The following is a 23,104-nucleotide window of genomic DNA, read 5'->3' on the forward strand; positions in this document are numbered from 1 at the left end:
TCACGCCGGGTTGATCTCCTGGACCCGCTGCGTCCCGTCGGCGACGCGGAAGGACTTCGCCAGGCGCGCCGAACTGTCCGGCTTGGTCCGGTCGGCCAGGAAGTACCAGTCCATCCGCACCGAGGACGGCGTCACGTCCAGCACGGCGGCCCCGTGCGAGTCGTACTCCACCCACTTGACGTGCCGGTTGAGCCCTTGCAGCGCCTTCTCCGCGATCACCGACGCCGTGCGCGGCGGGACGTGCAGCACGTCGTCGATGTTGTCGGAGGTGACCGACGGGCAGACCAGCTCCGTGGCCAGCGAGGGGCTCAGCGGGTACATCCCGGCGTCGGCGGGAACGTCGCACGCCCACGACGAGTGCACGTCGCCGGTGAGGAACACCGTGTTGCTGACCTTGTTGCGCGCCAGGGCGGAGAGCAGTGCGCGGCGGTCGGCGGTGTAGCCGTCCCACTGGTCGGTGAAGACCACTCCGCCCTCGGCGGGCAGGCCCAGCAACGACAGCAGCGGCCCCAGGACGTGCGAGGGCAGCGGCGGGATCAGCGTCGGCGAGATCATCACCGGGTGCCGACGAGCTTCCACCTCGCCGTCGAGGAGACCAGCCCGTCGATCAGCCACGACAGCTGCTCCGCGCCCGCGATCGAGCGGTTCGGGTCGTCAGCCTCGCCGGACAGGATCTTCACCTGCTTGGAGCGGTGGGAACGCAGGTCCAACATGGAGAGCTCGGCGAGCTTGCCGAAGCGCAGCTTGCGGTAGAGCCGGTCACCGGTGTTGCGCACCGGCATCCATTCGAAGTACGCCCTGCGCGCGGCAGCGCGACGGCTCGCCCAGTCGCCCTCGGTCGCCGGGTCGTGGTTGCCCGCCCCGCCCGACCAGGCGTCGTTGGCCGACTCGTGGTCGTCCCAGGTGATCGTCCACGGCGCCGCCGCGTGCAGCGCGCGCAGGTTCGGGTCCGTCTTGTACTGCGCGTGGCGCTGGCGGTAGTCCGACAGCGTCAGTGCTTCGCGCGGCGGGACGTGCGGGCGCACGGCGTAGCCGACCGGGAACTCGCCGGGCCCGTACTCGTAGAGGTAGTCGCCGAGGTGCACCACCAGGTCCAGATCACCGCGCTCGGCGAGGTGGCGGTAGGCCGCGAAGTGCCCCGCCTGCCAGTTCGCGCACGACACCACGCCGAAGCGCAGGTGCTGGACGTTCGCCTCCGCCGCCGGAGCCGTCTTGGTGGTGCCAACGTCCGAAACGGCTTCGTTGAGCCGAAATCGGAAGTAGTAGGTCGTCGCGGGGCTCAACCCCGTCGCGTCCACCTTGACCGTGTGGTCGCGGTCCGGGCCGGTCGCGACGGTGCCGCCGGCCACCACCCGGGTGAAGGCCCGGTCCGCCGCGACCTGCCACTGGACGTCGACGCTCGGGCCGACCCCGGAGCCCGGCAGCGACGCCGGCGTCGGAGTGACCCTGGTCCACAGCAGCACGGTCGTCGGCAACGGATCACCCGAGGCCAGGCCGTGCTGGAAGACCTCGCCGGAGGTCGCGGTGGCGGGCAGGGCCGTCAGCCCGGCCGCGCCGACCGCGACCCCCGTGGCGCGCAGCAGGGTGCGCCTGTCGAGAGGAATGCTCATGTTTCTGGCTTACCGGCAACCGAGCCGTGAGCGGAAGCCCGACGATCAGGTGTTCATCAGCGAGCAACCCCGCCGTTCAGGTGCTCAGACCTCGTACCAGTGCTGCGCCGCGTTGTTCGAGTCGCAGGTCCACAGCTGCACGTCCTGGTCCGGTTTGCCCGACCCGCCGCGGACGTCCAGGCACAGGTGGTAGTTCAGTCCGCTCCTGAGCAACAGACCGTCCCGAACCCACCGTTGCCCCGCGATGTTGCCGCAGCGCCAGAGCTGCACGTCCTGACCGGCGGCGCCGATCCCGCCGCGCACGTCCAGGCACAGCCCGCGGTTGAGGTCGCTCGCCAACTGCTCGCCGCGCTTCTCCCAGCGCTGGCCGGGGACCTCGCCGCAGTGCCACAGCTGCATGTCCTGGCCGGAGGCTCCGGCCCCGCCGCGCACGTCCAGGCACAGGCCGAAGTGCAGGCCGGTCCGGTACCTCACCAGCGGGGCGGCCGACGCGGGCACCGCGAGGGACGTCAGCACGAGCGCCGCGGCGGCGACCACGCTGGCGAACCGGGAAAAGACGCGCATTCCGATCTCCTTCGTTCGCGGAACGACTCGAAGGTAGATCGACTACGGGCGAAATCGGCTCAACTGACCTTTTCGTTGCCCCACAAGGCATTCGGAGAGGCAAGCAGTCGCAGTTCCGCGCGCGCCGCCGTAGGCTTGCTGCGCCGCATCCCGGCGGCGACGCACCGCTGCACGACCTGCGGCTGCTCCCGCCACAGGCGCAGACCTCGGCGGAGCAGCACCGGCACCGGCTTGCGCGCCTCCGCCACGTCTCTGGCGAACCGGCGCGCCGCCGTCAGCGAGGCCGACGGCGCCAGCACGAGCGCGTCGGCGAGCACCCCGGCGTCACGGCAGCCGTCCACGATGCGGTCCGCGAAGAGCCCTTCCGCGATGAACAGCGGCGAGTCCTGCACCGAGACCGTGCGCTCGCCCGACCGGCTGTCCGAGGCGATGTCGTAGATCGGCGCCCGCACCTCGCCCGACTCGGCCAACTCGGTGATCGCGGTGACGGCGTCCTCGGCGTTCCAGGCCTCCGGGTGGTCCCAGTCCACCGCCCCGGCGTCGTCCCTGGGCAGCCGGGGATCGCGGCCCTCGCGGTAGAAGTCGTCCAACCGGAGCACGGGCCAGCCCAGGTGGGCGGCGAGGGTGGACTTCCCGGAGCCGGACGGACCGGCCAGCAACACGACGCGCGCGCGAAGGGTGGAAGACGACACGGGAAACGAGTCTCTCACGCCGCGAGCCCCCACGGCGACACTCCCGCCCACCCCACCCCTCCGCCCACGTAACCAGGCGGGTTCCCCAGTCTTCAAGACCCCCGAACCCCCACCGCTGCTGTCATCAACCACTACAAACCCCGTCGTGAGCCCCGACCCTGGCCGTGATCGCGCTCAACCGGTTTGCTGTCGTTAGAGACCTCTGGAGGCGGGGTACCGAGCGGTGGCGGGAGTGTCAGGGGTGGCGGGTAGCGTCGCGGGCGTGGACGACGCACTCTTCGACAGCGGTCCTTCTGGGCAGGAGGGGCTGTTCGGGCAGGAGGTGGCCGAGAAGGCCGACGAGCAGCTCGCCGCGAACGCGCCGCTGGCCGTGCGCATGCGCCCCCGCTCGCTGGAGGAGGTGGTGGGCCAGCAGCACCTGCTCGGCCCGGGAGCACCGCTGCGCAGGCTGGTCGAAGGTGCCGCGCCCGCATCGGTGCTGCTCTACGGCCCGCCCGGCACGGGGAAGACCACCTTGGCCACGCTCGTCTCCAAGGCGACGGGGCGGCGCTTCGTCGCACTCTCCGCGCTGTCGGCGGGCGTCAAAGAGGTGCGCGCGGTGATCGAGGAAGCTCGTCGTCGCCTCGGCAGAACGTCGGAGTCCACGGTGCTGTTCATCGACGAGGTGCACCGCTTCTCCAAGACGCAGCAGGACGCGCTGCTCGGCGCGGTGGAGGACCGGGTCGTGCTGCTCGTCGCGGCGACCACGGAGAACCCGTTCTTCTCGGTGGTGTCACCCCTGCTCTCGCGGTCCTTGGTGCTCCAGCTCCGTTCGCTCACCGACGACGACGTGCGCGCGGTGGTGCGCAGGGCGGTCGAGGACGAGCGCGGGCTCGGGGGAGCGCCGAGCCTCGCGCAGGACGCCGAGGACCACCTCGTCCGGCTCGCCGCTGGTGACGCGCGCCGGGCGTTGACGGCACTGGAAGCAGCAGCCGAGTCGGCCAGCTCCACGGGCGCGGCGGAGATCGACCTCGCCACGCTGGAGTCCACTGTGGACAAAGCGGCGGTGCGCTACGACCGCGACGGCGACCAGCACTACGACGTGATCAGCGCGTTCATCAAGTCCATCAGGGGCTCCGACCCGGACGCGGCGCTGCACTACCTGGCACGCATGATCGAGGCGGGCGAGGACCCGCGCTTCATCGCCCGCCGTCTCGTCGTGCACGCCAGCGAGGACATCGGCATGGCCGACCCCACCGCGCTCCAGGCCGCCGTCGCCGCCGCGCAGGCCGTGCAGCTCATCGGCCTCCCCGAAGGACGCTTGGCACTCGCGCAGGCCACGATCCACCTCGCCACCGCGCCGAAGTCCAACGCGGTGATAGTCGCCATCAACGAGGCGTCCAGCGACGTGCGCAAGGGCGCGGTCGGCCCGGTGCCACCCCACCTGCGCGACGGCCACTACAAGGGCGCGGAACGCCTGGGGCACGCGCAGAGCTACCGCTATCCGCACGACGCGCCCGGCGGAGTCCTCGCGCAGCAGTACGCCCCCGACGAGCTGGTCGGCAAGGACTACTACCACCCCACCAACCACGGGGCCGAGCGCGTGCTGGCCGAACGCCTCCCCAAGCTCCGCCGCATGACCCGCGACGACGCTCCCTAGGTCATGGCGGAGCACTCGCGGTAACCGAGGGGACCGGTGCGCCCGGCCAGGAACAGGCCCAGGTGCTGTTCGGTCGGTGCGAGCGCCCGGACAGCCGTGCACACGAGCTGCTGCACCGCCTCCTCGGGCAGGCCGAGCACGGGGATCGGCATGGTCAACGTGGTGCCGGACAGGGTGACCCGGCCCGAGGTGAACGGCAGCTTGGTCACCAGCCCCGCCGAGCGCTCGGCATCCGTCGGCCCGCCCAACAGCAACTCCACCGCCTGAGCGGGGGCGAGGGGCTGGCCGGTGGCCCGGCTCGCGGGCTGCAACTGCTCGCCGGAGAGGAAGTACAGCACCGCGCCCTCACCACCGGCGGGCAGGATCGGAGCCGGTCCCGCGCGCACGATCTCGGTCGGCCGAACCCCGCAGCTCACCAACAAGAACAGTGAGACGAGCACGAGAAAGCGTTTCACACCAACACCTCCGGCAACCGGAGCACGAACCGCGCGCCCCCGCCGGGGTGGTTCCCGGCGGTCAGCGAACCACCGTGCAGCCGGGCGTTCTCGCGCGCGATGGCCAGCCCGAGCCCGCTGCCCTCGGAGCGCGCCCGCGCGGAGTCCGCCTTGTAGAAGCGGTCGAACACGTGCGGCAACACCGATTCCGGCAGACCGGGGCCGTTGTCGCTGACCTCGATCACCACGCCGTCGTCCTCCCGCCACAGCCGCACCAGCACCGGCGGAGCACCGTGGCGCAGCGCGTTGCCGACCAGGTTGGCCACCACGATGTCCAGCCGCCGACGGTCCACCCGCGCCACCAAACCCTCCGGCAGCTCCACGGAGACGGAGTCCTGCCAGCCGCGCGCGGCGATCGTGTCCCGCACAGCGGTCGCCACGTCCCACTCGTCGAGTTCGAGCCCGGCGCGGCCCGCGTCGAAGCGCGAGATCTCCATCAGGTCCTGCACGAGCCGGGACAGCTTGCGCGTCTCCCCGGCCACCAAGCGCGCGGCCACGGCGGAGTCCGGCGGCATGTGATCGGTCTCCTGCTCCAGGATCTCGATCACGGCGGTCATCGCGGTCAGCGGTGTGCGCAGCTCGTGCGAGACATCGGCGACAAAGCGCCGCGCGTCCGACTCCATCCGCCGTAGTTCCCCGACGTTGTGCTGCAAGGTGGCCGCTGAGGTGTTGAAGGTGTGCGCCAGCTCGGCCAGCTCGTCACCGCCGCGCACCCGCAACCGCGTGTCGAACTGCCCGTCGGCGAGGCCGCGCGCGGCCAAGTTCAGCTCGCGCACCGGCCGGAGCACGCTGCGCGCCGCGAGCAGCGCTATGCCGACCGCGACGAGCAAGGCGATCGCGCCGGTCACCCACGCCCACGCCGCCAGTTCGGAGATGTCGGACTGCGAGCTGGCCAGGCTGATCTGCGCGTAGATCTCCAAGCCGGTCGGCTCGACGGCGCCCACGGTGTTCTGCGTGCGCACGGTCATGCCGACCATCAGGAACGGCGCCGTCTCCGACCACAACCCGCGTTGGAACAGCACGCGGTCGTTGTCGTGCACGGCGGCGCGGAACTCGGCGGGCAGCTCCTCGGTCGGCGGTCCGCCGGTGGAGCGGAGGTCCCGGTAGAACACCGCGACGTAGCCGCTGAGCCTGCGCTGGAACGCGTCGAGGTCGCGTTGGGTCGGTGGCAGCGGCACGGTGGCCGCGAACGTGCTGACCTGCGTGCGCAACGTGTCCATCGCCCGGTCCTGGACGCCCTGCAAGATCGTGTTGCGCGCGGAGAGGTAGCTCGCGCCGGTGGTGGCGATCACCGCGCCGAGCGCGACGACCGCGAACGCGGCGACCAGCCGCAGCCTCAGCCCGACCGACCACCGCCTGCCCGCCACCCGCTACACCCGGTCGAACCGGTAGCCGAAGCCGCGCACCGTGCGCACGTGCCTCGGGCTCGCCGGATCGTCCTCGATCTTGGAGCGGAGCCGCTGCACGCACGCGTCGACCAGCCGCGAGTCACCGAGGTAGTCGTGCTCCCACACCGCGCTCAGCAGCTGCTGGCGGGACAGCACCCGGCCGGGCGTCCTGGTCAGCTCCAGCAGCAGCTTCAGCTCCGTCGGCGTGAGCGGGACCGGCTCGCCGCTCTTGGTGACGACCAGCGCGGTGCGGTCCACGACCAGGTCGCCGAAGTGCTCGTCGCTGGTCTGCTGCTCGCTCGCGGCTCTGCGCAGCACGGCGCGGATGCGCGCGTCGAGCACCCTCGGTTCCACGGGCTTGACCACGTAGTCGTCCGCGCCCGCCTCCAGACCCGCCACCACGTCGAAGTCGTCGCTGCGCGCGGTCAGCACGATGATCGGCAGATCACCCTCGGCGCGGATGCGGCGACAGGTCTCGAAGCCGTCGATGCCGGGCAACATGAGGTCGACGAGCACCAGGTCCGGGCGTTGCTCCCGGAGGAACGCCAAGCCCTGCTCACCGCTGTCCGCCACGTGCACATCGTGCCCCTGCCTGCGAAGAGACAGCTGGAGCGCTTCGCGCACGGCACGGTCGTCCTCGACTACCAGGACAATCGCCACGCGGCCCATTATCCAGGTCTGTTGCACAACCATGACAAACCCAGCACAGAACGCGGACACCACGGCTGGAGCATCGGTGTCATGGCAACCAGCGTCATGGCAACCAGCGACGAAGCACAGCCCAGGACCTGGCCGCTTCCCGTCGCGGGCGCGTTAGGAGCCCTGATCGCGCTCGGCGTGACCTTTCTCGCCTACGTGCACACGGTCACCGGGCAGCGCGCGGAGAACGGCGCCGTGCACCAGGCCCAGACCGGCGGCCTGACCGACCCCGCGTTCTCCTACCTGCTCAAAGGCGGGATGGGCACCTTCCTGCTCGGAGCCGTCGCGCTGTTCACCCTCGGCGTCGGGGTGTTCCGGGCCAGGTTCGTCGGCGCGGTCACCGTCGTCGCGGTGATCGGCGGCTCGACGCTGACGACCGAGCTGCTCAAGGAAGTGCTGCTGGAGCGGCCCGACCTCTACGTCACCTCGGTCGCCGGGCACAACAGCTTCCCCAGCGGGCACGTGACCGGCGCGATGGCCGTGCTGGTCGCGTTGGCGCTGGTCAGCCCGCGCAAAGTGCGCCCGTTCGTGCTCGGCGGTGGCTCGGTCGTCGTCGCCGCGGTCGCCGTGGCGACCGTCGGACTCGGCTGGCACCGGCCCAGCGACACGCTTGGCGGCTGCTTGGTTGCCGCGCTCATCGGCTGCCTTGTCGCCGCGTTCGCCGGACGTGGCCGTGTCCACCCGCACCCCGCGTGGTTCATCGGAGCGCTCTTCGTTCCCTCGATCGTGCCGCTCGTCGGTCGCGTGATGCTCGGGTCGGCCACCACGGCCGCTGAGCGCTTGGACGACTCGATCGTCATCGCCGCCGTGGGCGCGCCGGTGATCGCGCTCGCGCTCGTCGCCCTGCTTCACGGCACGGAGCTGGGGCGCCGCGCTCCGGCGGCGACCGGCAGGCACCACGCCACACACCGCTGTGAAACACTTGTGCAGCAGCATGTTTAGAGGAGAAACGGCCGGATGCGAATCGTGGTGACCCTAGCGGTCACGCTGCTCGTCGGATTGGGTGTGCTGTTCTACATGGAGCCGACCAGGCCGATGCCCGGTGAGGCCTACGTGGAACTGGTCAACGTCACTGGAGATGACGAAGCACCGAAGTGCGCGTTGGACCAGCGCTACTCCGACGAAGCTCCTCGGGGCCTGCGCGATGACGTGCTCGCCGCGTGGAACTCCTTGAAGGGCAAGGCCGCCGCCGAGAACGTCAAGATGTGCCTCAACGACGGCAAGCGCAGCGCGTGGCAGCAACAGGCCGAGTTCGACAGCGCGGTCCGCCGCTTCGGCAGCGCCGACCAGGCCAGCAAGTACGTGCTGACCCCCGAGGCGTCCAACCACGTCAAGGGGATCGCCGTGGACATCCAGCCGCTGTCCGCCGCGTCGTGGGTGGAGCGCAGCAACGGCAAGCACGGGTGGTGCAGGCGCTACCAGAACGAGCCGTGGCACTTCGAGTACGACCCGTCCTACGTGGGCGGTTGCCCGTCGATGCTGCCCAACGCGCTCGCGTCGCGTTGATGCGTTGACCGAACCGGCTCCGCAGTGCCGCCGTTCGGACTAAGTTCTTTCCGCATGAGCACAGTGCACGTCGCCGCCAGCGCGGACTACCGGCGCGCCCGCGCCGAACTGCTGGCGGCCGAGGGGGAGCTGCGCGCTGCCGCTGCCGCCGTCGCAGCCCTCCGCGCCGCCCTCCCGCAGGGGCCCGATGTCGACGCTTCCTCGCCGCTGACCACGGCGGGCGGCAAACCGATCACACTGGACGACGTCTTCGGCGACCACCGCACACTGCTCGCCTACCACCTGGCCTTCGACATCCTGTCCGAGGAGCCCGACGAGGAGGGCGCGCGCGACGTCGACGCCCTCGACGCCCAGGTCCCCTGGCTGCGCGAGCGCACCGCCATCGCCGTCTTCGCGCCCGTCCCGCCGCACGTGCTCGCCCGGCTCGCCCAGCAGCGCGCTTGGCGGTGGATCGTGCCGATCTCCACCCAGCCCGGCGACCTCTCCGACCGCCTGCGCGACACCCCCGGCACCGCCTCCACGCGCACCGCCTCCACCTCCGCCGTGCTCATCCGCGAGGGAGCCACCGCGCGCCTGCACTGGCACGGCCGCACCACGCTCACCGCCCCCCTCCTGCACCTCCTGCCCCAGCCGGAGTGAACCCAATGTGACATTTGTTGCGTCAGACGAAACAAATGCCACATTGGGTACGCACCACCGACGGGGGCGAGGCGCCGGAGATCGCAGCGCACCCGTCCCTCAAGCCGCCGGGTTCGCCAGTCTTCAAGACCCACAAACCCCCACCCCAGCGGTCTTCAACGCCAGCAAACCCCGGGCCTCAATGGCGCGCCCCCCCACAACGCCAACGGCCCCATTGGTGCGTTGAGCGCGCCGAACGACCCGTTCAGTGCGCTCAACGCACCAAACGAGCCGTTGGCGTAGGCCCGGAGGGTTGGGGCGTCTTCAAGACCCACAAACCCCGCTTTCGCTTATCGCTAACCGCCCCCTACTTCGAGGCAGCCGACGGTTTGCCGTCGTTGGAGACCTCGGCGAAGGGTGTTGGGTGGTCTTGAAGACTGGTGAACCTGACGGCGCGCAGAGCCTTCGCGGATCTTCTTTGCGTGGGTGTCGAGGTTGCTGCGGTGTACCCAATGTGGCATTTGTTTCGCCAGACGTAACGAATGCCGCATTGGGTACGTCTGCGTCCCTGACCACACACAACGCCAACGGCCCCATTGGTGCGTTGAGCGCGCTGAACGACCCGTTCAGTGCGTTCAACGCACCAAACGGGTCGTTCAGGGCTTAAGAGCTACCAGCCGTCCCGGGGTGGGATGGGGGTGACGGAGTGCAGGGGGTTGGGGACCGTGCCGTTGGGGTGGATGGCGTGCCGGTACGACAGCTCCACGTACCCGGTCTGCACCAGGCGGTCGCCGTTGAGCGGGTAGCGCGCGAACGTCGGCCCGAGCAGGTCGCCGGCGTCCATCCGCTCCGCGACGTCGGGGAACCGCGCGCGATAGGCCTCGATCTCGCCGCGCACGATGCCCCACAGCCGCTCCGAAGGCAGGCCGTGGTGCGCTTCGAGCAGCTCCGACAGCGGCCGGAACACGCCGACCAGCAGCGCGTCGACGAAGTACTGCCGCAGGATGCGCCACGGCTTGCGCGGCAGGACGCGGTCGTGCGAGTCGGGTTCGGGGCCGCGCTCGGCGACCGGCTCCACCGACACGTTCACGTCGTCGATGAGGTCCTTGATCACCGCCTGCGCGGGCAGTCCGTCCGGGCCGCTGACGATCAGCACGTTCTCGCCGTGCGGGTTCACGGTGATCCCGTAGCGGTAGAGCACGTGCAGCAGCGGCCGCACGAGCACGCGCGTCAACGCGGCGAACCACGCCTCCGCGTCACCGCCGGAGCGCGCGATGTACTCGCTGACCAGCGGCCGGCCCGCCGGGTCGACGTGCAGCAGCGCCGCGAGCGACCACGAGTGCCCGGCCTCGGGCACGGGTTCGCGCCAGATGCAGCCCAGCGTCTCCAGCCACGTGTACGGTGCTCCGTCCACAGTGGACAGCGAAGGGTGGCGCACGGTCACCGACGCGACCTCGCCGAGCATCACCGCGCCCCACTCCGCCAGGAGCTTGTCGGAGTTCCAGAGCCCGCGCAGCCACTGCGTCACCACCGGCGCCGCGAGCGTGCAGTGCGGCGGAATCCCGCGCCACACGGCGGTGTTGAGGATGCGCAGCGGCAGCTTGACCTGGAGCCGCTTCGGTCTGTCCACATTGCACATCGTGCGAATGGACTGCGTCGGCCGGTAGTGATCGGTCGACGAACCGAGCACCACGATGCGGTCAGTGGCCAGTTCCGGCGCCCACAGCGTGCGCACCACGTGGTCCAGCTGCCACGGGTGCACCGGCAGCCACACGTAGGCTTCGGCGTCCAAACCGCGGTCGGTGAGCACCTTGGTGAACTCGGCGCGCGTGGACTCGTCCAGCTCCTGCGACACCACCACGTGCTCAGAAAGCTTTGGCGTGCCACGGAATTCCGCCAAGCCACGGTGCACGGCGATCCAGGGGAGCTGAATGCGCTGGCGAGCCTCCGGCGCGTACACGGCCTGATCCGAGGCGGAGAACCCGACGCGGCCCTTGTTCGCCACGAGCCACGGGTGACCGGTGAGGTGGCCGTCCAGCTCCGCGTGGTCCAACGAAGCCAGCTCCGCCGAAGGCACAGCGGTGCGCGTCATCGCCACGTCGGCGGTCAGCGTCGACGTGACCTCGTTGAGGTAGTTGGCCAAAGTGGACGGATGGATTCCCACTCCGGGCGCGGCGTCGGTGAAGAACTGCTGCACGTTGTCGGCCTGCTGGGCGATGTCGTCGCCGAGAATCCCCGACGCGGCACGGGTCACCGACGACGGGTCGACCCGCCAGCCACCAAAAGCCGTCCGAGACGCGGAGAAAACATAACGCGCGCCCGGGAAACGCAACTCCCAAGCACCGTCCTCCAACGAGACCGGCGTCAGGATGCCCTCGAAGGACAGCTCGCCGATCGCCTTGGCCAGCAACGCGATGGAGCACTGCCGCCACAGTTCGCGGTCGCTGGTCACCCGGCACCTCCCGGAACGGTGAAGCTGGTGTACGCGGTGTTCTTCGGCAGCCGGTACAGCTCCCGCCCGCTCACCGAGTTGAGGATCGTGGCGTTGCGGAACGCGCCGATGCCCAGGTCGGGCGCGGCGACACCGTGGCTGTGCAGGTCCGCGTTGGACACGAAAACGCGTCCGCTGACCGACGGGTCCAGCTCGATGGAGTGGTCGAGCGCGACCTTGTAGCGGCCCTTCTCGTCGCGCCGCACCAGGTTCTCCACCGGCGACAGGAAAGCGGGCTTGCGCTGCTTGTAGCCGGTCGCGGCGACCACGAGGTCGGTCACGTGCTCGAACGTGCGACCGGTGTCGCGGTGGCGGCAGGTCAGCACGGCCCGCCCTGCGGAGTCCACAGTGGACCCCTCGATCGCGATGCCGTTGCGCAGCTCCACATCGGCAAGGCCCGTGGCCAGATCGCGCTGGTAGAGCACGTCGTGGATGGCCTCAAGGGTCTCGGTGGAGATGCCCTTGTAGTGCCGCCACTGCTCGGCCACCAGGTCGTCGCGCTTGCTCTGCGGCAGGTCGTGGAAGTAGCGGATGTAGGACGGAGTGGTCATCTCCAGCACGAGCTTGGTGTAGTCCAGCGGCGCGAAGGACACCGTCCTGGTCAGCCAGCTCATCGCCCCGCCGCCGGAGGCGTTGCGCCGCAACAGGTCCAGGGCGACCTCGGCGCCGGACTGGCCGGAGCCGATCACCGTCACCCGGCCCGCGGCCTCGACGTCCGGGGTGCGGTGCAGGTAGTCGGCGGTGTGCAGCAGCTTGTCGCCGGGCAGCGCGGCCAGCGACTCGGGCACGTTCGGCTCGGTGCCGACACCGAGCACGATGTCCTTGGCCTGCATGACCGAACGGCGCCCGTCCGCGTGCACCACGTGCACGGTGAACAGTGAGGCGCCCGTGTCCCAGCGGACCGCCTCCACGCGGTGCGACCACCGCACGGACGGCAGCTTCGACACGGCCCAGCGCAGGTAGTGCTCGTACTCGCGCCGCGTCGGGTGGAACTGCTCGCGCACGTAGAACGGGTACATCCGGTCCGTGTCGTGCAGGTAGGACAGGAAGGACAGCGGGTTCGTCGGCGCGACCAGGCTCACCAGGTCGGCGAGGAAGCTCACCTGGAGCATCGCGTCGTCGAACATCAGCCCGGGGTGCCACCGGAAGTCCGACCGCGACTCCAGCACCACGAGGTCCAGATCGTCCACAGTGGACGCAAGGGCGGCGAGGCCCAGGTTGAACGGCCCCGCGCCGATCGCGATGACGTCGTGTTTGCTCTCGACCTGGTCGGTCACGGCAAGTCCTCCTCAGTTCGTGGGTAGACCAGCAGCGCGGCCGTTTTGGTGGGCAGGGTGATCTCACCTCGGTGGTGAAAACCCCCGCTGCGCAGCGCCCGGATCGCGGGCACGTTGCGCACATCAGGTTCTAGCACGACGCGCCGACAGTTCTCGTCGGCGTCCAGCAAAGCCTTGGCCAGCAACGGCATAGTCGTACTGGCGATCCCGCGTCCGGTCCACTTCGGGTCGCCGATCGCGAGGTGCACGCCGATGTCGCCGGGGAGCGCGGCGTAGGCAGCGGCGAGCTGGTCGCGGACGACGCGGTAGATCTCCACGTACACCACGGGCTCGCCGTCCTTGAGCAGCAGGCACGGCCGGGAGTGATCGCCGGAGAGCTGTCCCGCCAGCTCCTCCCGCCACTTCTCGATCGGCCAGTCCTGCTTCCAGAAGCGGGACACGTGCGGCTCGTTCATCCAGCGGTGCAGCAGCTCCAGGTCATCGCCGTCGGGCGACACCAGGCGCAAGGTCCACTCGCCGGAGAGCGCGGGTATCGGGATCACGAGATCACCTGAACGAGCGGATTGGGCATGTCCAGGTACACGGACTGCGCGTCCAGCGGGGCGAGCACCTCATCGATGCCGTGCAGGCGCGTCAGCAGATTCCCCTTGCCGGGCAAGCTGTCCGCGCTCAGCCAGCGCGTCGCGAGCCGGTCGCCGTCCGGGCCAGCATCGGCGAGCGCGGGCAGCGCGGCGGTGAGCCGACCGGCCATCACCGACAGCAGCTCGCGCTCGTCGGCCAGACCCTCCACGCCGAGGCAGCCGATGATCGCCAGCGCCTGGTTGCGCAGCAGGTAGTAGGAAAGCCGTTCGTCCACAATGGAGTCATCGACCACCGCGAGCGTGGACTCCTCGATGCCGAGGCGCTCCAACAGCGCGGGCAGGTACGAGGAAGCCAGGTAGTAGCCCTGGTTGTCCCGGAACGCCGACCCCGCGACCCCACCGCTGGAGTCCAGGCGCACCAACGTGTTCTGCTGGTGAGCCTCAAGGCCGATACCGGTCGCGGAGTACAGGTGCAGCATCGGAACGAGCACGCGGTCGGTGTAGTCGGCGACCCACCGCGAAGCCGCGCCGGAACCTTGAGCTGCCACGATCTCGCCCAGCGCGCTCCGACCGAGACCCGGGCGCGGCGCGACCAGCCCGGCGAGGCAGCGGTAGTCGGTGACGTCGGCCGGGACCTCGCGCACCGCCACGTCGAGCCCGGTGATCTCCGGACCACCCGCGCGACCGGGCTCGTCCACCGCGATCCACGCCGGGTCGCGGACGATCGAGAAGCCCGGGAAAGCGCCGTAGGTCGACGCGGTGTGCCCGGCGTCGATCAGCCGGTTGATCTCCAGGCCGCGCTTGAGCTCCGTGCGCGTGGACTCCCGCCGCGAGTTGGTGATGCGCAGGCCCAGCGACAGCTTCAGCATCACCGGCGCGTCCGAGCGGTACACCGTGCGCAGGCTGGAGCTGGCGTACCACTCCGGCCCCAACTCGCCGAGCGGCTGGAGCTGACCGGACTCGACGAGAGCCTTGATCCTGGGGCGCAGCAACAGGTTCCGCGCCTGCCACGGGTGCGCCGGGATGAGCACGCGGCCGTCGTTCGGGCCGCCCTCCGCGAGGTCCGCCATCAACTGCACGGTGTCCCGCCCGCCCAGCGACGGCGCGCCTTCGACGGCGTCGTGCGACACCACGGACGGGTCGGCCGCGAACCACGACAGCCGGAACTTCCCGCGCAGCTCGGCCGCGTACGCGCGCGCCTCGTCGGGGTGCACGCCGTCCCGGCTCTTCGGCGCCGGGTGGTGCAGGTGCCCCAACAGCAGAGCCTGCTCCGCGTTGAGGAACGCGTCCGCGTGATCGTCCGGCGCGGAGCGACGATCAGCGACGAACTCCGTCATGCGCCGCACCGATTCCGCAGTCCGCTCAACGAGATCAGCGACCTCGCCGGTCGGAACACCACCAGTGCGAGCACCTCCGCGCGCAGCGGCCTCGGTGCCGATCAGGTTCACCGCGAGCACGGGATCGGCGGGGGACAGCTCGCCGCCGTCAGCGCGCCGGATGCGCACGGGCGCGAAGCGGTGCCACCCGGTGGGGGAGCAGTGCGTGACCTCGGTGACGAGCGCCAGCCCGGACGAGGGCAGCTCCACGGAGAGCGGCCCAGGCAGCACGTCCACGCCGGTCTCCTGGAGCCAGCAGCGCAGCAGCGCTTCGAGGTGCGCGTGCTCGGCCGTCGCGCGGGCGTCCGGATGATCGAGCGGATCGTCTTGCAGTACAAGCGCTTCTGTGGTGGTGGTCATGCTGCGCCCTCCTGGTGCGCGAGCGTGCGGCCAGTGCTGATGACCAAGTCGATCAGCGCGTCGATGTCGGCGACACCGGCGTTCGGGTTGAGCAACGTGAACTTCAGGCAAGTGACGGAAGGAGAACCTGGCTTGTCGACGAACGCGGACGTGCGGCCGAGCAGGGCCCGCCCCGATCGCAGCAGCTCTCGCCGCAGCGCGCCGTTCAGCTCGTCGGAGCCCCGGTAGCGGAAGACGACCGTGGTCAGGTTCGCGCCCGCGACAAGCTCCAGCTCGGGCTCGTCCTGGATGCGCGCCTCGGCGTGCAGCGCGAGGTCGTGGCAGGTGTCGAGCATCGAACCGAGTCCGGTGCGCCCGTAGGCGAGCAGCGTCGTCGCGACCTTCACCGCGTCGGGGCGTCGCGTGGTCTGCAAGCTCACGCCCAGCAGGCCGTCGTAGCCCTGCTCGCCGTCATCGGCCGGGTTGAGGTAGTCGACCTGGCGCTCCAGGGAGGTGAAGGCGGTGCCGTCGGCCACCAGGAGCACGCTCGCCGCCGAGGGCTGCCAACCGATCTTGTGCAGGTCCACCGTGATCGAGTCGGCCAGCTGGAGCCCGGCCACCTTCGGCGCGAGCCGGTCGGAGAACAGCGCCCCGAAGCCGTAGGCCGCGTCCGCGTGGAACCACATGCCGTGCTCGCGGGCGATCTCGCAGATCTCCGAGAGCGGGTCGACCGAGCCGAAGTCGGTGGTGCCCGCCGTCGCCACCACCGCCAACGGGATCTCGTCGGCGTTCAGCTCCGCCAGCATCTCCGCCAGCGCGTCCGGGCGCATCCTGCGCTCGGCGTCCACCGGGACCGCGCGCACCGCCGCCTCGCCGAGCCCGAGCACCGCGCACGCCCGGTGCGTGGAGAAGTGGGCCAGCTCCGAGCAGAACACCACCGGCTTGCCGAGCGCGGCAACGCCGTCGGTCCGGATGTCGATGCCCAGCCGCCGCGCCACCGAGTCCCTGGCCAGCATGATCGCCATCAGGTTGGACAGCGAACCGCCCGGCGTGAGCACGCCGTCCGCGCGCTTCTCCAGCCCCGCGAGCCCGGCGAGCGCCGAGACCAGCCAGCGCTCGACCGCGATCCCGGCCGGACCGGAGTCGTAGGTGTCCTGCGAGGCGTTGCTCGCCCCGGCCAGCGCGTCGGCGGCCACCGCGACCGCGAGCGGCGGCGGCTGGAGGTGCGCGGCGGCGAAGGGGTGCGTCAGGTCGATGCCCTGCTCCACGAGCAGCCTGGCGACGCGGTGCAGCGCGGCGTCCGCGCCGATACCGGTCGCGGGGATCACCGCGGGCCCGAGCCTGCTCGTGACCGCGCCGAGCACGTCCTGCGGGGAGCCCGAGGGCAGCGGGCCGGACGGGCGCAGCGCGGTGCTGGCCCCGCCGACGGCGCGGGTGAGCGCGGCCGCGACCTCGGCCAGGCCCTCACCGGTTCCGGCCAACGGGACAGTCGAGGTAGTGCGAGGGCGAGGCGGAGCCTCTGCGGCCGGCAACACGGCACCTCCGGTGGTGAAGCAGGGGGATTGATCCATTTAGGCTAGCCACATCTTAGTTAGGCAAGCCTTACCCAAGTGAACAGAGCTTCACGTGTCAACCGCTGAGTGAGCCACGCCGCTTTGGCCGATCCGCCTCACCCGGGTACCCGGGCGCGCGGCGCACACGCCCCGAAAGAGCGCGAGATCACCGCGCGGTAGCCTGTCCGCGCCGTAGATTCCCACCCCAACTTCCCCAGGAGGGCACGTGTCACCAGGGCAGATCGCCGCGCTCATCGCAGCCGGCGCCTTCGTGCTGCTGGTGCTGCTGCTGGCGGTTCCACTGATCAAGCTCGGGCGCACCCTCGACGAGGCGACCGTGGCCCTGCGCAAGGCCCACGAGAACGCCGACCCGCTGTTCACCGGCGCCAACACCACGCTGAACCACGTCAACACGCAGCTGGAGCGCGTGGACGGGATCACCGCGAACGCCCGCGCTGTCAGCGGCAACGTCTCCGCGCTCACCTCGCTGTTCACCGCCACCCTCGGCGGTCCGCTGGTGAAGGCCGCCGCGCTGTCCTACGGCGTGAGCAAGGCCGTGCGCGCCCGTCGCCGCGCCGCCGACGAGAAGCCCGGCAAGCACTCGCGCAAGGGCTCCCGCAAGTCCAGAGGCGGCCGTCGATGAGGCGCATGTTCTGGCTCGGCATCGGCGTGCTGACCGGTGTCGTGCTCTCGCGCAAGGCAGGCACCAAGGCCCAGGCGTTCACCCCGGCCGGTGTCGCGGCCAATCTCGGCGACGCGATCAGCGAACTCGCCAGCGCCGTCGGTTCCTTCGGGGCTGACGTGCGCGCGGGCATGAACGAGCGCGAAGGTGAGCTGAAGGAGGTCGTCGACAGGGCGAACGATCCCGGTCGACACTCCAGTTACAGTAGGAGCACGGACCGCGTCTCCCAGTCCAGGGAGCGCAGGAGCTGGGAAGCAGAGGACGGAAACGTGCGGAACAGGCGAGCGCGCAGGGCGGGGAGCTGACTCCCGCGCCGTACAGCGCTGTGCTCCCCGCCGCACCCGGGCCCCCTTCTCGCACCTCCTCCTAAGGAACCACCGTGCAGACGCATGAGATCCGCCAGCGCTTCCTCGACCACTTCCAGAAGGCCGGGCACACCCTGGTGCCCAGCGCCCCGCTGATCCTGGACGACCCGAACCTGTTGTTCGTCAACGCCGGGATGGTCCAGTTCAAGCCGTACTTCCTCGGCGAGGCCCCGCCGCCCTACGCCACCGCCACCAGCGTGCAGAAGTGCGTGCGCACCGGGGACATCGACGAGGTCGGCAAGACCACGCGGCACAACACCTTCTTCCAGATGGCCGGCAACTTCTCCTTCGGCGACTACTTCAAGGAAGGGGCCATGCGGCACGCCTGGACCCTCCTGACCGGGTCGGTGGAGGACGGCGGCTACGGCTTCGACCCCGAGCGCCTGTGGGTCACCGTCTACCAGGACGACGACGAGGCCATCGAGCTGTGGAAGAAGGTCGCGGGCATCCCGGCCGAGCGCATCCAGCGCCGCGGCATGGCCGACAACTACTGGTCGATGGGCGTTCCCGGCCCGTGCGGCCCGTGCTCGGAGATCTACTTCGACCGCGGCCCCGAGTTCGGCGTCGAGGGCGGCCCGGTCGCCGACGAGGACCGCTACCTGGAGATCTGGAACCTGGTCTTCATGCAGAACGAGCGGGGTGAGGGCGGGGGCAAGGACAACTACCCGATCCTCGGCCAGCTCCCGGCCAAGAACATCGACACCGGCATGGGCGTCGAGCGGGTGGCCTTCCTGCTCCAGGGCGTGGACAACGTCTACGAGACCGACCTGGTCCGCCCGGTGATCGCCGCCGCCGAGAAGTTCTCCGGCCGCACCTACGGCACCGACCCGGTCGACGACGTGCGCTTCCGCGTCATCGCCGACCACGCCCGCAGCGGCGTGATGCTCATCGCCGACGGCGTCACCCCCGGCAACGAGGCCCGCGGCTACGTGCTGCGCCGCCTGCTGCGCCGCATCGTCCGCTCCACCCGCCTGCTGGGCGTGCAGGAGCCGGTGCTGGCCGAGTTCACCGCCGTGGTGCGCGACGCCATGGGCCCGTCCTACCCCGAGCTGGTCAGCGACTTCGACCGGATCGAGGCCGTGATGCGGACCGAGGAGGAGGCCTTCCTGGCCACCCTCACCTCGGGTTCGAGGATCTTCGACGTGGCCGCCGCCGAGACCGTGGCCGCCGGCAGCAAGCAGCTGGCCGGGGACAAGGCCTTCCAGCTGCACGACACCTTCGGCTTCCCGATCGACCTCACCCTGGAGATGGCCGCCGAACAGGGCCTCACCGTGGACGAGGAGGGCTTCCGGAGCCTGATGTCCGAGCAGCGGCAGCGGGCCAAGGCCGACGCCGCCTCGCGCAAGACCGGGCACGGGGACCTCACCGTCTACCGCTCGGTGCTGGAGCAGCACGGCACCACCGAGTTCCTCGGCTACACCGACCTGGACTCCGACTCGCGGGTGATCGGCCTGCTGGTCGGCGGCGTCCCCGTGCGCAGCGCCGGCACCGGCACCGAGGTCGAGCTGGTCCTGGACCGCACGCCGTTCTACGCCGAGAGCGGTGGCCAGGTCGGCGACACCGGCGTGCTCGTCGGCGACAACGTGCAGCTCTCCGTGACCGACGTGCAGAAGGCCGTTCCCGGCCTGTTCGTGCACAAGGCCAAGGTGCTCGCCGGTGAGGTCGCCATCGACGACGTCATCCAGGCCCACGTCGACGAGGACCGGCGCCTGGCCGTCGAGCGCTCGCACTCGGCCACGCACCTGGTGCACGCCGCCGTGCGCTCCGCCTACGGCAAGCGGGCCGCCCAGGCCGGTTCGCTGAACTCGCCGGGGCGCATGCGCTTCGACTTCACCACGCCCGGCCCGGTGTCGGCCTCCGTGCTCAGCGGCGTCGAGGAGGAGGTCAACGCCTACCTCCTGGACGACATCGAGGTGAAGTCGTTCACCACGACCATGGACAAGGCCCTCGAACTGGGCGCCGTCGCCCTCTTCGGCGAGAAGTACGGCAGCGACGTCCGCGTCGTCGACATGGGCGAGTACTCCCGCGAGCTCTGCGGTGGCACCCACGTCAAGCGGATCGGCCAGCTCGGCATGGTCAAGCTGGTCGGCGACTCCTCGATCGGCTCCGGCGTGCACCGCGTCGAAGCCCTCGTCGGCATGGACGCCCTTCGGCACACCAGCAAGGAGCGGCTGCTCGTCTCGCAGCTCGCCGACCAGCTGAAGGTGCCCACGCACGAGCTGCCCGAGCGCGTCTCCGGCATCCTGTCGCGGCTGCGCGACGCCGAGCGCGAGATCGACCGCATGCGCGTGGCCTCCGTGCTCCAGTCCGCCGGTGACCTGGCCGCCAAGGGCGAGAAGCTGGGCGAGACGGTCGTGGTGGCCGAGCGCGTTCCGGACGGCGTCTCCGGCAACGACCTGCGCGCCCTCACCACCGAGGTGCGCGGTCGCCTCGGCGGGGCCAACGGCGTCGTCGCCCTGTTCTCCGCCGAGCCGGACACCGACAAGGTCAGCTTCGTGGTCGCCACCACCCCGGCCGCCAGGGACGCCAAGCTCAAGGCCGGTGAGCTGGTCAAGAGCTTCCTCCCGGCCATCGACGGCCGCGGCGGCGGCAAGCCCGACATGGCCCAGGGCGGCGGCTCGAAGAAGTCCGGTGTCGCCGAGGCCGTCACCGCGCTGCGCCGCGCCCTCGGCGGCTCGTGAACGAGAAGGCGATCAGCCCCGACCGCCCGGGCCCGGACGATCCGGGTCCCGGGCGGCGGCTCGGGGTGGACGTGGGCTCGGTGCGGGTCGGCGTCGCGCTCAGCGATCCCGCGCCGGTGCTCGCCAGCCCCCTCGCTACCCTGGCCCGCGACGAGAAGGCTGGTCGTGATCTCGACCAGCTCGTGGGACTGGTCGGGGAGCACGAGGTGGTCGAGGTGGTGGTCGGACTGCCGCGCACGCTGGCCGGACGGCACGGCCCGGCCGCCGAGGCGGCGACGGCCTACGCCAGGGTGCTGGCGGAGCGGATCGCACCGGTGCCCGTCAGACTCTCCGACGAGCGGTTGACCACGGTCTCCGCGACCCGGATGCTCTCCGACCGAGGGGTGCGCGGCAAGAAGCAGCGGTCGGTCATCGACCAGGCCGCCGCCGTCGAGATCCTCCAGGGATGGCTCGACCTGCGCGCCCGTACCCGACCTGCCACCCAGGAGGGTTGATCTGAGTGAACGACCTCGACCTCTTCGACGAGGCCCCGGCCGAGGAGCGCCCGCGTCGCGGCAGGGCCGCCGCCTCCGCCGACAAGCAGCGGCGGCGCAAGGTCCTGCTGCTCGGCGGGATCGCCGCGGTCATCGTGCTCGGCATCGGCGTCTGGTACGGCGTGACCTCGCTGTTCGGGCTGACCAGCTACGAGGACTTCGAGGGCGCCGGTGAGTCCGACGTCGTGGTCAAGGTCGAGCCGGGCACCATCTCCCAGACCGGGCAGAGCCTGGTGGAGGCGGGTGTGGTGGGCAGCGTCCGCGCCTACACCGCCGCCGCGCAGGAGAACGACTCGGCGGGCTCGGTGCAGCCCGGCTACTACGTGCTCAAGACGAAGATGTCCGGGGCCAACGCGGTCGCGGGCCTGGTGCGCAAGAACGCCAGGGTCGGCGAGATGGAGATCCGCGGCGGCAACCAGCTCGACGACGTGACCGTGGCCAGCGGCAAGGTCAACCAGGGCATCATCTCGATGATCGCCAAGGCCAGCTGCGCGGAGCTCAACGGCAAGAACACCTGCCTGACCGTCGAGCAGGTGCGCTCCGCCATGGAGAAGGCCGATCTCGCCGAGATCGGCGCGCCGGAGTGGGTCATCACCGAGGCCTCCAAGGTCACCGAGCCCCGTCGCCGCTTCGAGGGCCTGCTGATGCCCGGCAAGTACGACGTGAAGCCCGGTGACACCCCGGAGAACGTGCTGCGCGCGCTGCTGACCACGGGCTCGGCCAGGCTCCAGGCGGCCGGGCTGCCGAAGTCGGCGGAGAAGACCGGGTTCTCGCCCTACCAGCTGCTGATCATGGCCTCGCTGGTGGAGAAGGAGTCCGCGACCCCGGACTTCGGCAAGATCGCGCAGGTCACCCGCAACCGCCTCGCCATCGGTATGAGGCTCCAGTACGACTCCACGGTCAACTACCCGCTGGACCGGCCGAACATCCGCACCAACAGCGCCGACCGCGACAAGGCGGGGGCGTACAACACCTACGCCGTTCAGGGCCTGCCGCCGACGCCGATCGGCTCGCCCGGCGCGGGCGCGATCTCCGCCGCGGTCACCCCGGAGCCCAGCGATTACCTGTACTTCGTGCGCTGCGACAAGAACGGCAAGTCCTGCTTCGCCAAGGACCTCGACGACCACAACGCCAACGTTCGCGAGGCCCAGGCGAAGGGCGCTTACTGATGGCCCGCAAGGCCGCCGTCCTGGGTTCGCCCGTCGACCACTCGCTCTCGCCCGTGCTGCACCGAGCCGCTTTCGAGGCGCTCGGCCTGGACTGGACCTACGAGTCGATCGAGTGCTCGGAGGAGGCGCTGCCCGGCCTGGTCAGCGGCTTCGGCCCGGAGTGGGCGGGCCTGTCGGTCACCATGCCCGGCAAGCGCGCCGCGCTGGCGTTGGCCGCCCAGGTCACGCCCCGCGCGCGGTTGGCGGGCGCCGCGAACACCCTCATCCCCGTCGAGGCCGGTTGGCGTGCCGACTGCACCGACGTGGACGGCGTGGTCGGAGCGCTGCGCGCCGCGGCGGGCTTCACCATCGCCGCGGGTCCGGCGGTCATCCTGGGCGCGGGTGGCACCACGCAGGCCGCGCTGGTCGGGCTCGCCGAGCTGGGCGTGCGCCAGGTCCGGCTCGTCGTCCGCGACCCCGCGCGCGCTCGCGAGGCCCTGGCGTGCGCGGAGCGGCTGCACCTCGCCGTCACCGTGGTGACGTGGGCCGAAGCCGCCCCCGCGAAGCTCGTCGACGGCTGCTCCGTGCTGATCAGCACCGTGCCGACCGAGGCCGTGGAGCCGTGGGTCACCGACCTCGCCGAGGCGCCGAGCGTGCTCGACGTGATCTACCACCCGTGGCCGACCCCGCTCGCCGCGGCGGCGGAGAAGGCGGGCAACCCCGTCGCGACCGGCCTGGACATGCTGCTGCACCAGGCCTTCGGCCAGTCCGAGCTGTTCACCGGCCGCCCCGCTCCGCGCGAGGCCATGCGCTCGGCCCTGCGCCGGGCCACCGGCAACGTCCTCCCGCTGCCCCTGGGCTAGGTCGT

At 70.8% G+C, this 23,104-nt stretch carries 22 protein-coding genes; 10 read left to right on the forward strand and 12 right to left on the reverse strand.

Annotated elements, in window-relative coordinates; genetic code table 11:
- The 4 genes from ABD798_RS13625 to ABD798_RS13640 form a co-directional block, all read right to left on the reverse strand.
- Positions 1-615 carry an alkaline phosphatase D family protein gene (locus ABD798_RS13625; RefSeq protein WP_344874507.1) on the reverse strand — a complete coding sequence of 205 codons (615 nt, stop codon included), beginning with the start codon at positions 613-615 and terminating at the stop codon, positions 1-3.
- Entirely contained in the window at positions 555-1,610 is a 1,056-nt protein-coding gene (locus ABD798_RS13630; RefSeq protein WP_344874509.1) for an alkaline phosphatase D family protein, read from the reverse strand. The genes ABD798_RS13625 and ABD798_RS13630 overlap by 61 nt, the downstream gene beginning before the upstream one ends.
- A gap of 84 nt (positions 1,611-1,694) precedes the next feature.
- Positions 1,695-2,174, reverse strand: a complete 480-nt coding sequence (locus tag ABD798_RS13635; protein WP_344874511.1) for an RICIN domain-containing protein — start codon at positions 2,172-2,174, stop codon at positions 1,695-1,697.
- A 59-nt stretch (positions 2,175-2,233) separates the two neighbouring features.
- Positions 2,234-2,866 (reverse strand): uridine kinase family protein, encoded by a 633-nt coding sequence (locus tag ABD798_RS13640; protein WP_344874513.1) that lies wholly within the window; start codon positions 2,864-2,866, stop codon positions 2,234-2,236.
- A 262-nt stretch (positions 2,867-3,128) separates the two neighbouring features.
- On the opposite strand from ABD798_RS13640, the gene ABD798_RS13645 reads away from it, so the two are divergent.
- Positions 3,129-4,505: a replication-associated recombination protein A gene (locus ABD798_RS13645; protein ID WP_425549216.1), complete on the forward strand. Its 1,377-nt coding sequence runs from the start codon at positions 3,129-3,131 to the stop codon at positions 4,503-4,505.
- Here ABD798_RS13645 and ABD798_RS13650 read toward each other — a convergent pair.
- Genes ABD798_RS13650 through ABD798_RS13660 form a run of 3 tightly spaced genes read right to left on the reverse strand, consistent with a single transcriptional unit; the run spans position 4,502 to position 7,047 of the window.
- A complete protein-coding gene (locus tag ABD798_RS13650; protein WP_344874515.1) occupies positions 4,502-4,960 on the reverse strand; it encodes a hypothetical protein in 459 nt (152 codons plus the stop codon). The two genes, ABD798_RS13645 and ABD798_RS13650, sit on opposite strands and share 4 nt — an antisense overlap.
- Complete coding sequence (locus ABD798_RS13655; RefSeq protein WP_344874517.1) at positions 4,957-6,366, reverse strand: ATP-binding protein; 1,410 nt, start codon at positions 6,364-6,366, stop codon at positions 4,957-4,959. The genes ABD798_RS13650 and ABD798_RS13655 overlap by 4 nt, the downstream gene beginning before the upstream one ends.
- A gap of 3 nt (positions 6,367-6,369) precedes the next feature.
- Positions 6,370-7,047: a response regulator transcription factor gene (locus ABD798_RS13660; RefSeq protein ID WP_425549217.1), complete on the reverse strand. Its 678-nt coding sequence runs from the start codon at positions 7,045-7,047 to the stop codon at positions 6,370-6,372.
- Positions 7,048-7,128: 81 nt separating this feature from the next.
- On the opposite strand from ABD798_RS13660, the gene ABD798_RS13665 reads away from it, so the two are divergent.
- The 3 genes from ABD798_RS13665 to ABD798_RS13675 are packed head-to-tail and all read left to right on the forward strand — an operon-like array spanning position 7,129 to position 9,231.
- The gene (locus tag ABD798_RS13665) at positions 7,129-8,028 is read left to right on the forward strand and encodes a phosphatase PAP2 family protein (RefSeq protein WP_344874521.1); all 900 of its coding nucleotides are present in this window, start codon (positions 7,129-7,131) and stop codon (positions 8,026-8,028) included.
- 15 nt (positions 8,029-8,043) lie between these two features.
- The gene (locus ABD798_RS13670) at positions 8,044-8,592 is read left to right on the forward strand and encodes a D-alanyl-D-alanine carboxypeptidase family protein (protein ID WP_344874524.1); all 549 of its coding nucleotides are present in this window, start codon (positions 8,044-8,046) and stop codon (positions 8,590-8,592) included.
- Between the two features lie 54 nt (positions 8,593-8,646).
- Positions 8,647-9,231, forward strand: coding sequence for a DUF899 family protein (locus ABD798_RS13675; protein ID WP_344874526.1), 585 nt, complete (start codon positions 8,647-8,649; stop codon positions 9,229-9,231).
- 649 nt (positions 9,232-9,880) lie between these two features.
- On the opposite strand, the gene ABD798_RS13680 is transcribed toward ABD798_RS13675, so the two are convergent.
- Genes ABD798_RS13680 through ABD798_RS13700 form a run of 5 tightly spaced genes read right to left on the reverse strand, consistent with a single transcriptional unit; the run spans position 9,881 to position 16,755 of the window.
- Positions 9,881-11,662, reverse strand: a complete 1,782-nt coding sequence (locus tag ABD798_RS13680; RefSeq protein WP_344874528.1) for an IucA/IucC family protein — start codon at positions 11,660-11,662, stop codon at positions 9,881-9,883.
- Complete coding sequence (locus ABD798_RS13685; protein ID WP_344874530.1) at positions 11,659-12,978, reverse strand: lysine N(6)-hydroxylase/L-ornithine N(5)-oxygenase family protein; 1,320 nt, start codon at positions 12,976-12,978, stop codon at positions 11,659-11,661. Before ABD798_RS13685 ends, ABD798_RS13680 begins: the two co-directional genes overlap by 4 nt.
- A complete protein-coding gene (locus ABD798_RS13690) occupies positions 12,975-13,520 on the reverse strand; it encodes a GNAT family N-acetyltransferase (RefSeq protein WP_344874532.1) in 546 nt (181 codons plus the stop codon). Before ABD798_RS13690 ends, ABD798_RS13685 begins: the two co-directional genes overlap by 4 nt.
- The gene (locus ABD798_RS13695; RefSeq protein ID WP_344874534.1) at positions 13,517-15,295 is read right to left on the reverse strand and encodes an IucA/IucC family protein; all 1,779 of its coding nucleotides are present in this window, start codon (positions 15,293-15,295) and stop codon (positions 13,517-13,519) included. The genes ABD798_RS13690 and ABD798_RS13695 overlap by 4 nt, the downstream gene beginning before the upstream one ends.
- Positions 15,292-16,755 (reverse strand): pyridoxal phosphate-dependent decarboxylase family protein, encoded by a 1,464-nt coding sequence (locus tag ABD798_RS13700; protein ID WP_344874536.1) that lies wholly within the window; start codon positions 16,753-16,755, stop codon positions 15,292-15,294. Before ABD798_RS13700 ends, ABD798_RS13695 begins: the two co-directional genes overlap by 4 nt.
- 298 nt (positions 16,756-17,053) lie before the next feature.
- Here ABD798_RS13700 and ABD798_RS13705 point away from each other — a divergent pair, with 298 nt between their 5' ends.
- The 6 genes from ABD798_RS13705 to ABD798_RS13730 all read left to right on the forward strand — a co-directional run bounded on the left by ABD798_RS13705 (position 17,054) and on the right by ABD798_RS13730 (position 23,099).
- On the forward strand, positions 17,054-17,470 hold the full coding sequence (locus tag ABD798_RS13705; protein WP_086828188.1) for a DUF948 domain-containing protein: 417 nt from the start codon (positions 17,054-17,056) through the stop codon (positions 17,468-17,470).
- Positions 17,467-17,814 carry a hypothetical protein gene (locus tag ABD798_RS13710; protein ID WP_344874539.1) on the forward strand — a complete coding sequence of 116 codons (348 nt, stop codon included), beginning with the start codon at positions 17,467-17,469 and terminating at the stop codon, positions 17,812-17,814. The genes ABD798_RS13705 and ABD798_RS13710 overlap by 4 nt, the downstream gene beginning before the upstream one ends.
- Before the next feature lie 74 nt (positions 17,815-17,888).
- Positions 17,889-20,555, forward strand: a complete 2,667-nt coding sequence (alaS, locus tag ABD798_RS13715; RefSeq protein WP_344874541.1) for an alanine--tRNA ligase — start codon at positions 17,889-17,891, stop codon at positions 20,553-20,555.
- Positions 20,552-21,049 carry a Holliday junction resolvase RuvX gene (gene ruvX, locus ABD798_RS13720; protein ID WP_344874543.1) on the forward strand — a complete coding sequence of 166 codons (498 nt, stop codon included), beginning with the start codon at positions 20,552-20,554 and terminating at the stop codon, positions 21,047-21,049. The genes alaS and ruvX overlap by 4 nt, the downstream gene beginning before the upstream one ends.
- A gap of 5 nt (positions 21,050-21,054) precedes the next feature.
- Positions 21,055-22,257, forward strand: a complete 1,203-nt coding sequence (gene mltG, locus ABD798_RS13725; protein ID WP_344874545.1) for an endolytic transglycosylase MltG — start codon at positions 21,055-21,057, stop codon at positions 22,255-22,257.
- Positions 22,257-23,099 carry a shikimate dehydrogenase gene (locus ABD798_RS13730; protein WP_344874547.1) on the forward strand — a complete coding sequence of 281 codons (843 nt, stop codon included), beginning with the start codon at positions 22,257-22,259 and terminating at the stop codon, positions 23,097-23,099. Before mltG ends, ABD798_RS13730 begins: the two co-directional genes overlap by 1 nt.
- Positions 23,100-23,104: the final 5 nt, after the last annotated feature.

This window comes from Allokutzneria multivorans, assembly GCF_039537405.1.
Taxonomy (GTDB): Bacteria; Actinomycetota; Actinomycetes; order Mycobacteriales; family Pseudonocardiaceae; genus Allokutzneria; species Allokutzneria multivorans.

What these genes read in the sequence shown, in the direction of transcription:
- ABD798_RS13630 (WP_344874509.1), bottom strand. Translation starts at nt 1,610, where the DNA reads ATGAGCATTCCTCTCGACAGGCGCACCCTGCTGCGCGCCACGGGGGTC.
- ABD798_RS13635 (WP_344874511.1), bottom strand. Translation starts at nt 2,174, where the DNA reads ATGCGCGTCTTTTCCCGGTTCGCCAGCGTGGTCGCCGCCGCGGCGCTC.
- ABD798_RS13665 (WP_344874521.1), top strand. Translation starts at nt 7,129, where the DNA reads ATGGCAACCAGCGTCATGGCAACCAGCGACGAAGCACAGCCCAGGACC.
- ABD798_RS13670 (WP_344874524.1), top strand. Translation starts at nt 8,044, where the DNA reads ATGCGAATCGTGGTGACCCTAGCGGTCACGCTGCTCGTCGGATTGGGT.
- ABD798_RS13675 (WP_344874526.1), top strand. Translation starts at nt 8,647, where the DNA reads ATGAGCACAGTGCACGTCGCCGCCAGCGCGGACTACCGGCGCGCCCGC.
- ABD798_RS13695 (WP_344874534.1), bottom strand. Translation starts at nt 15,295, where the DNA reads ATGACCACCACCACAGAAGCGCTTGTACTGCAAGACGATCCGCTCGAT.
- ABD798_RS13710 (WP_344874539.1), top strand. Translation starts at nt 17,467, where the DNA reads ATGAGGCGCATGTTCTGGCTCGGCATCGGCGTGCTGACCGGTGTCGTG.
- ABD798_RS13730 (WP_344874547.1), top strand. Translation starts at nt 22,257, where the DNA reads ATGGCCCGCAAGGCCGCCGTCCTGGGTTCGCCCGTCGACCACTCGCTC.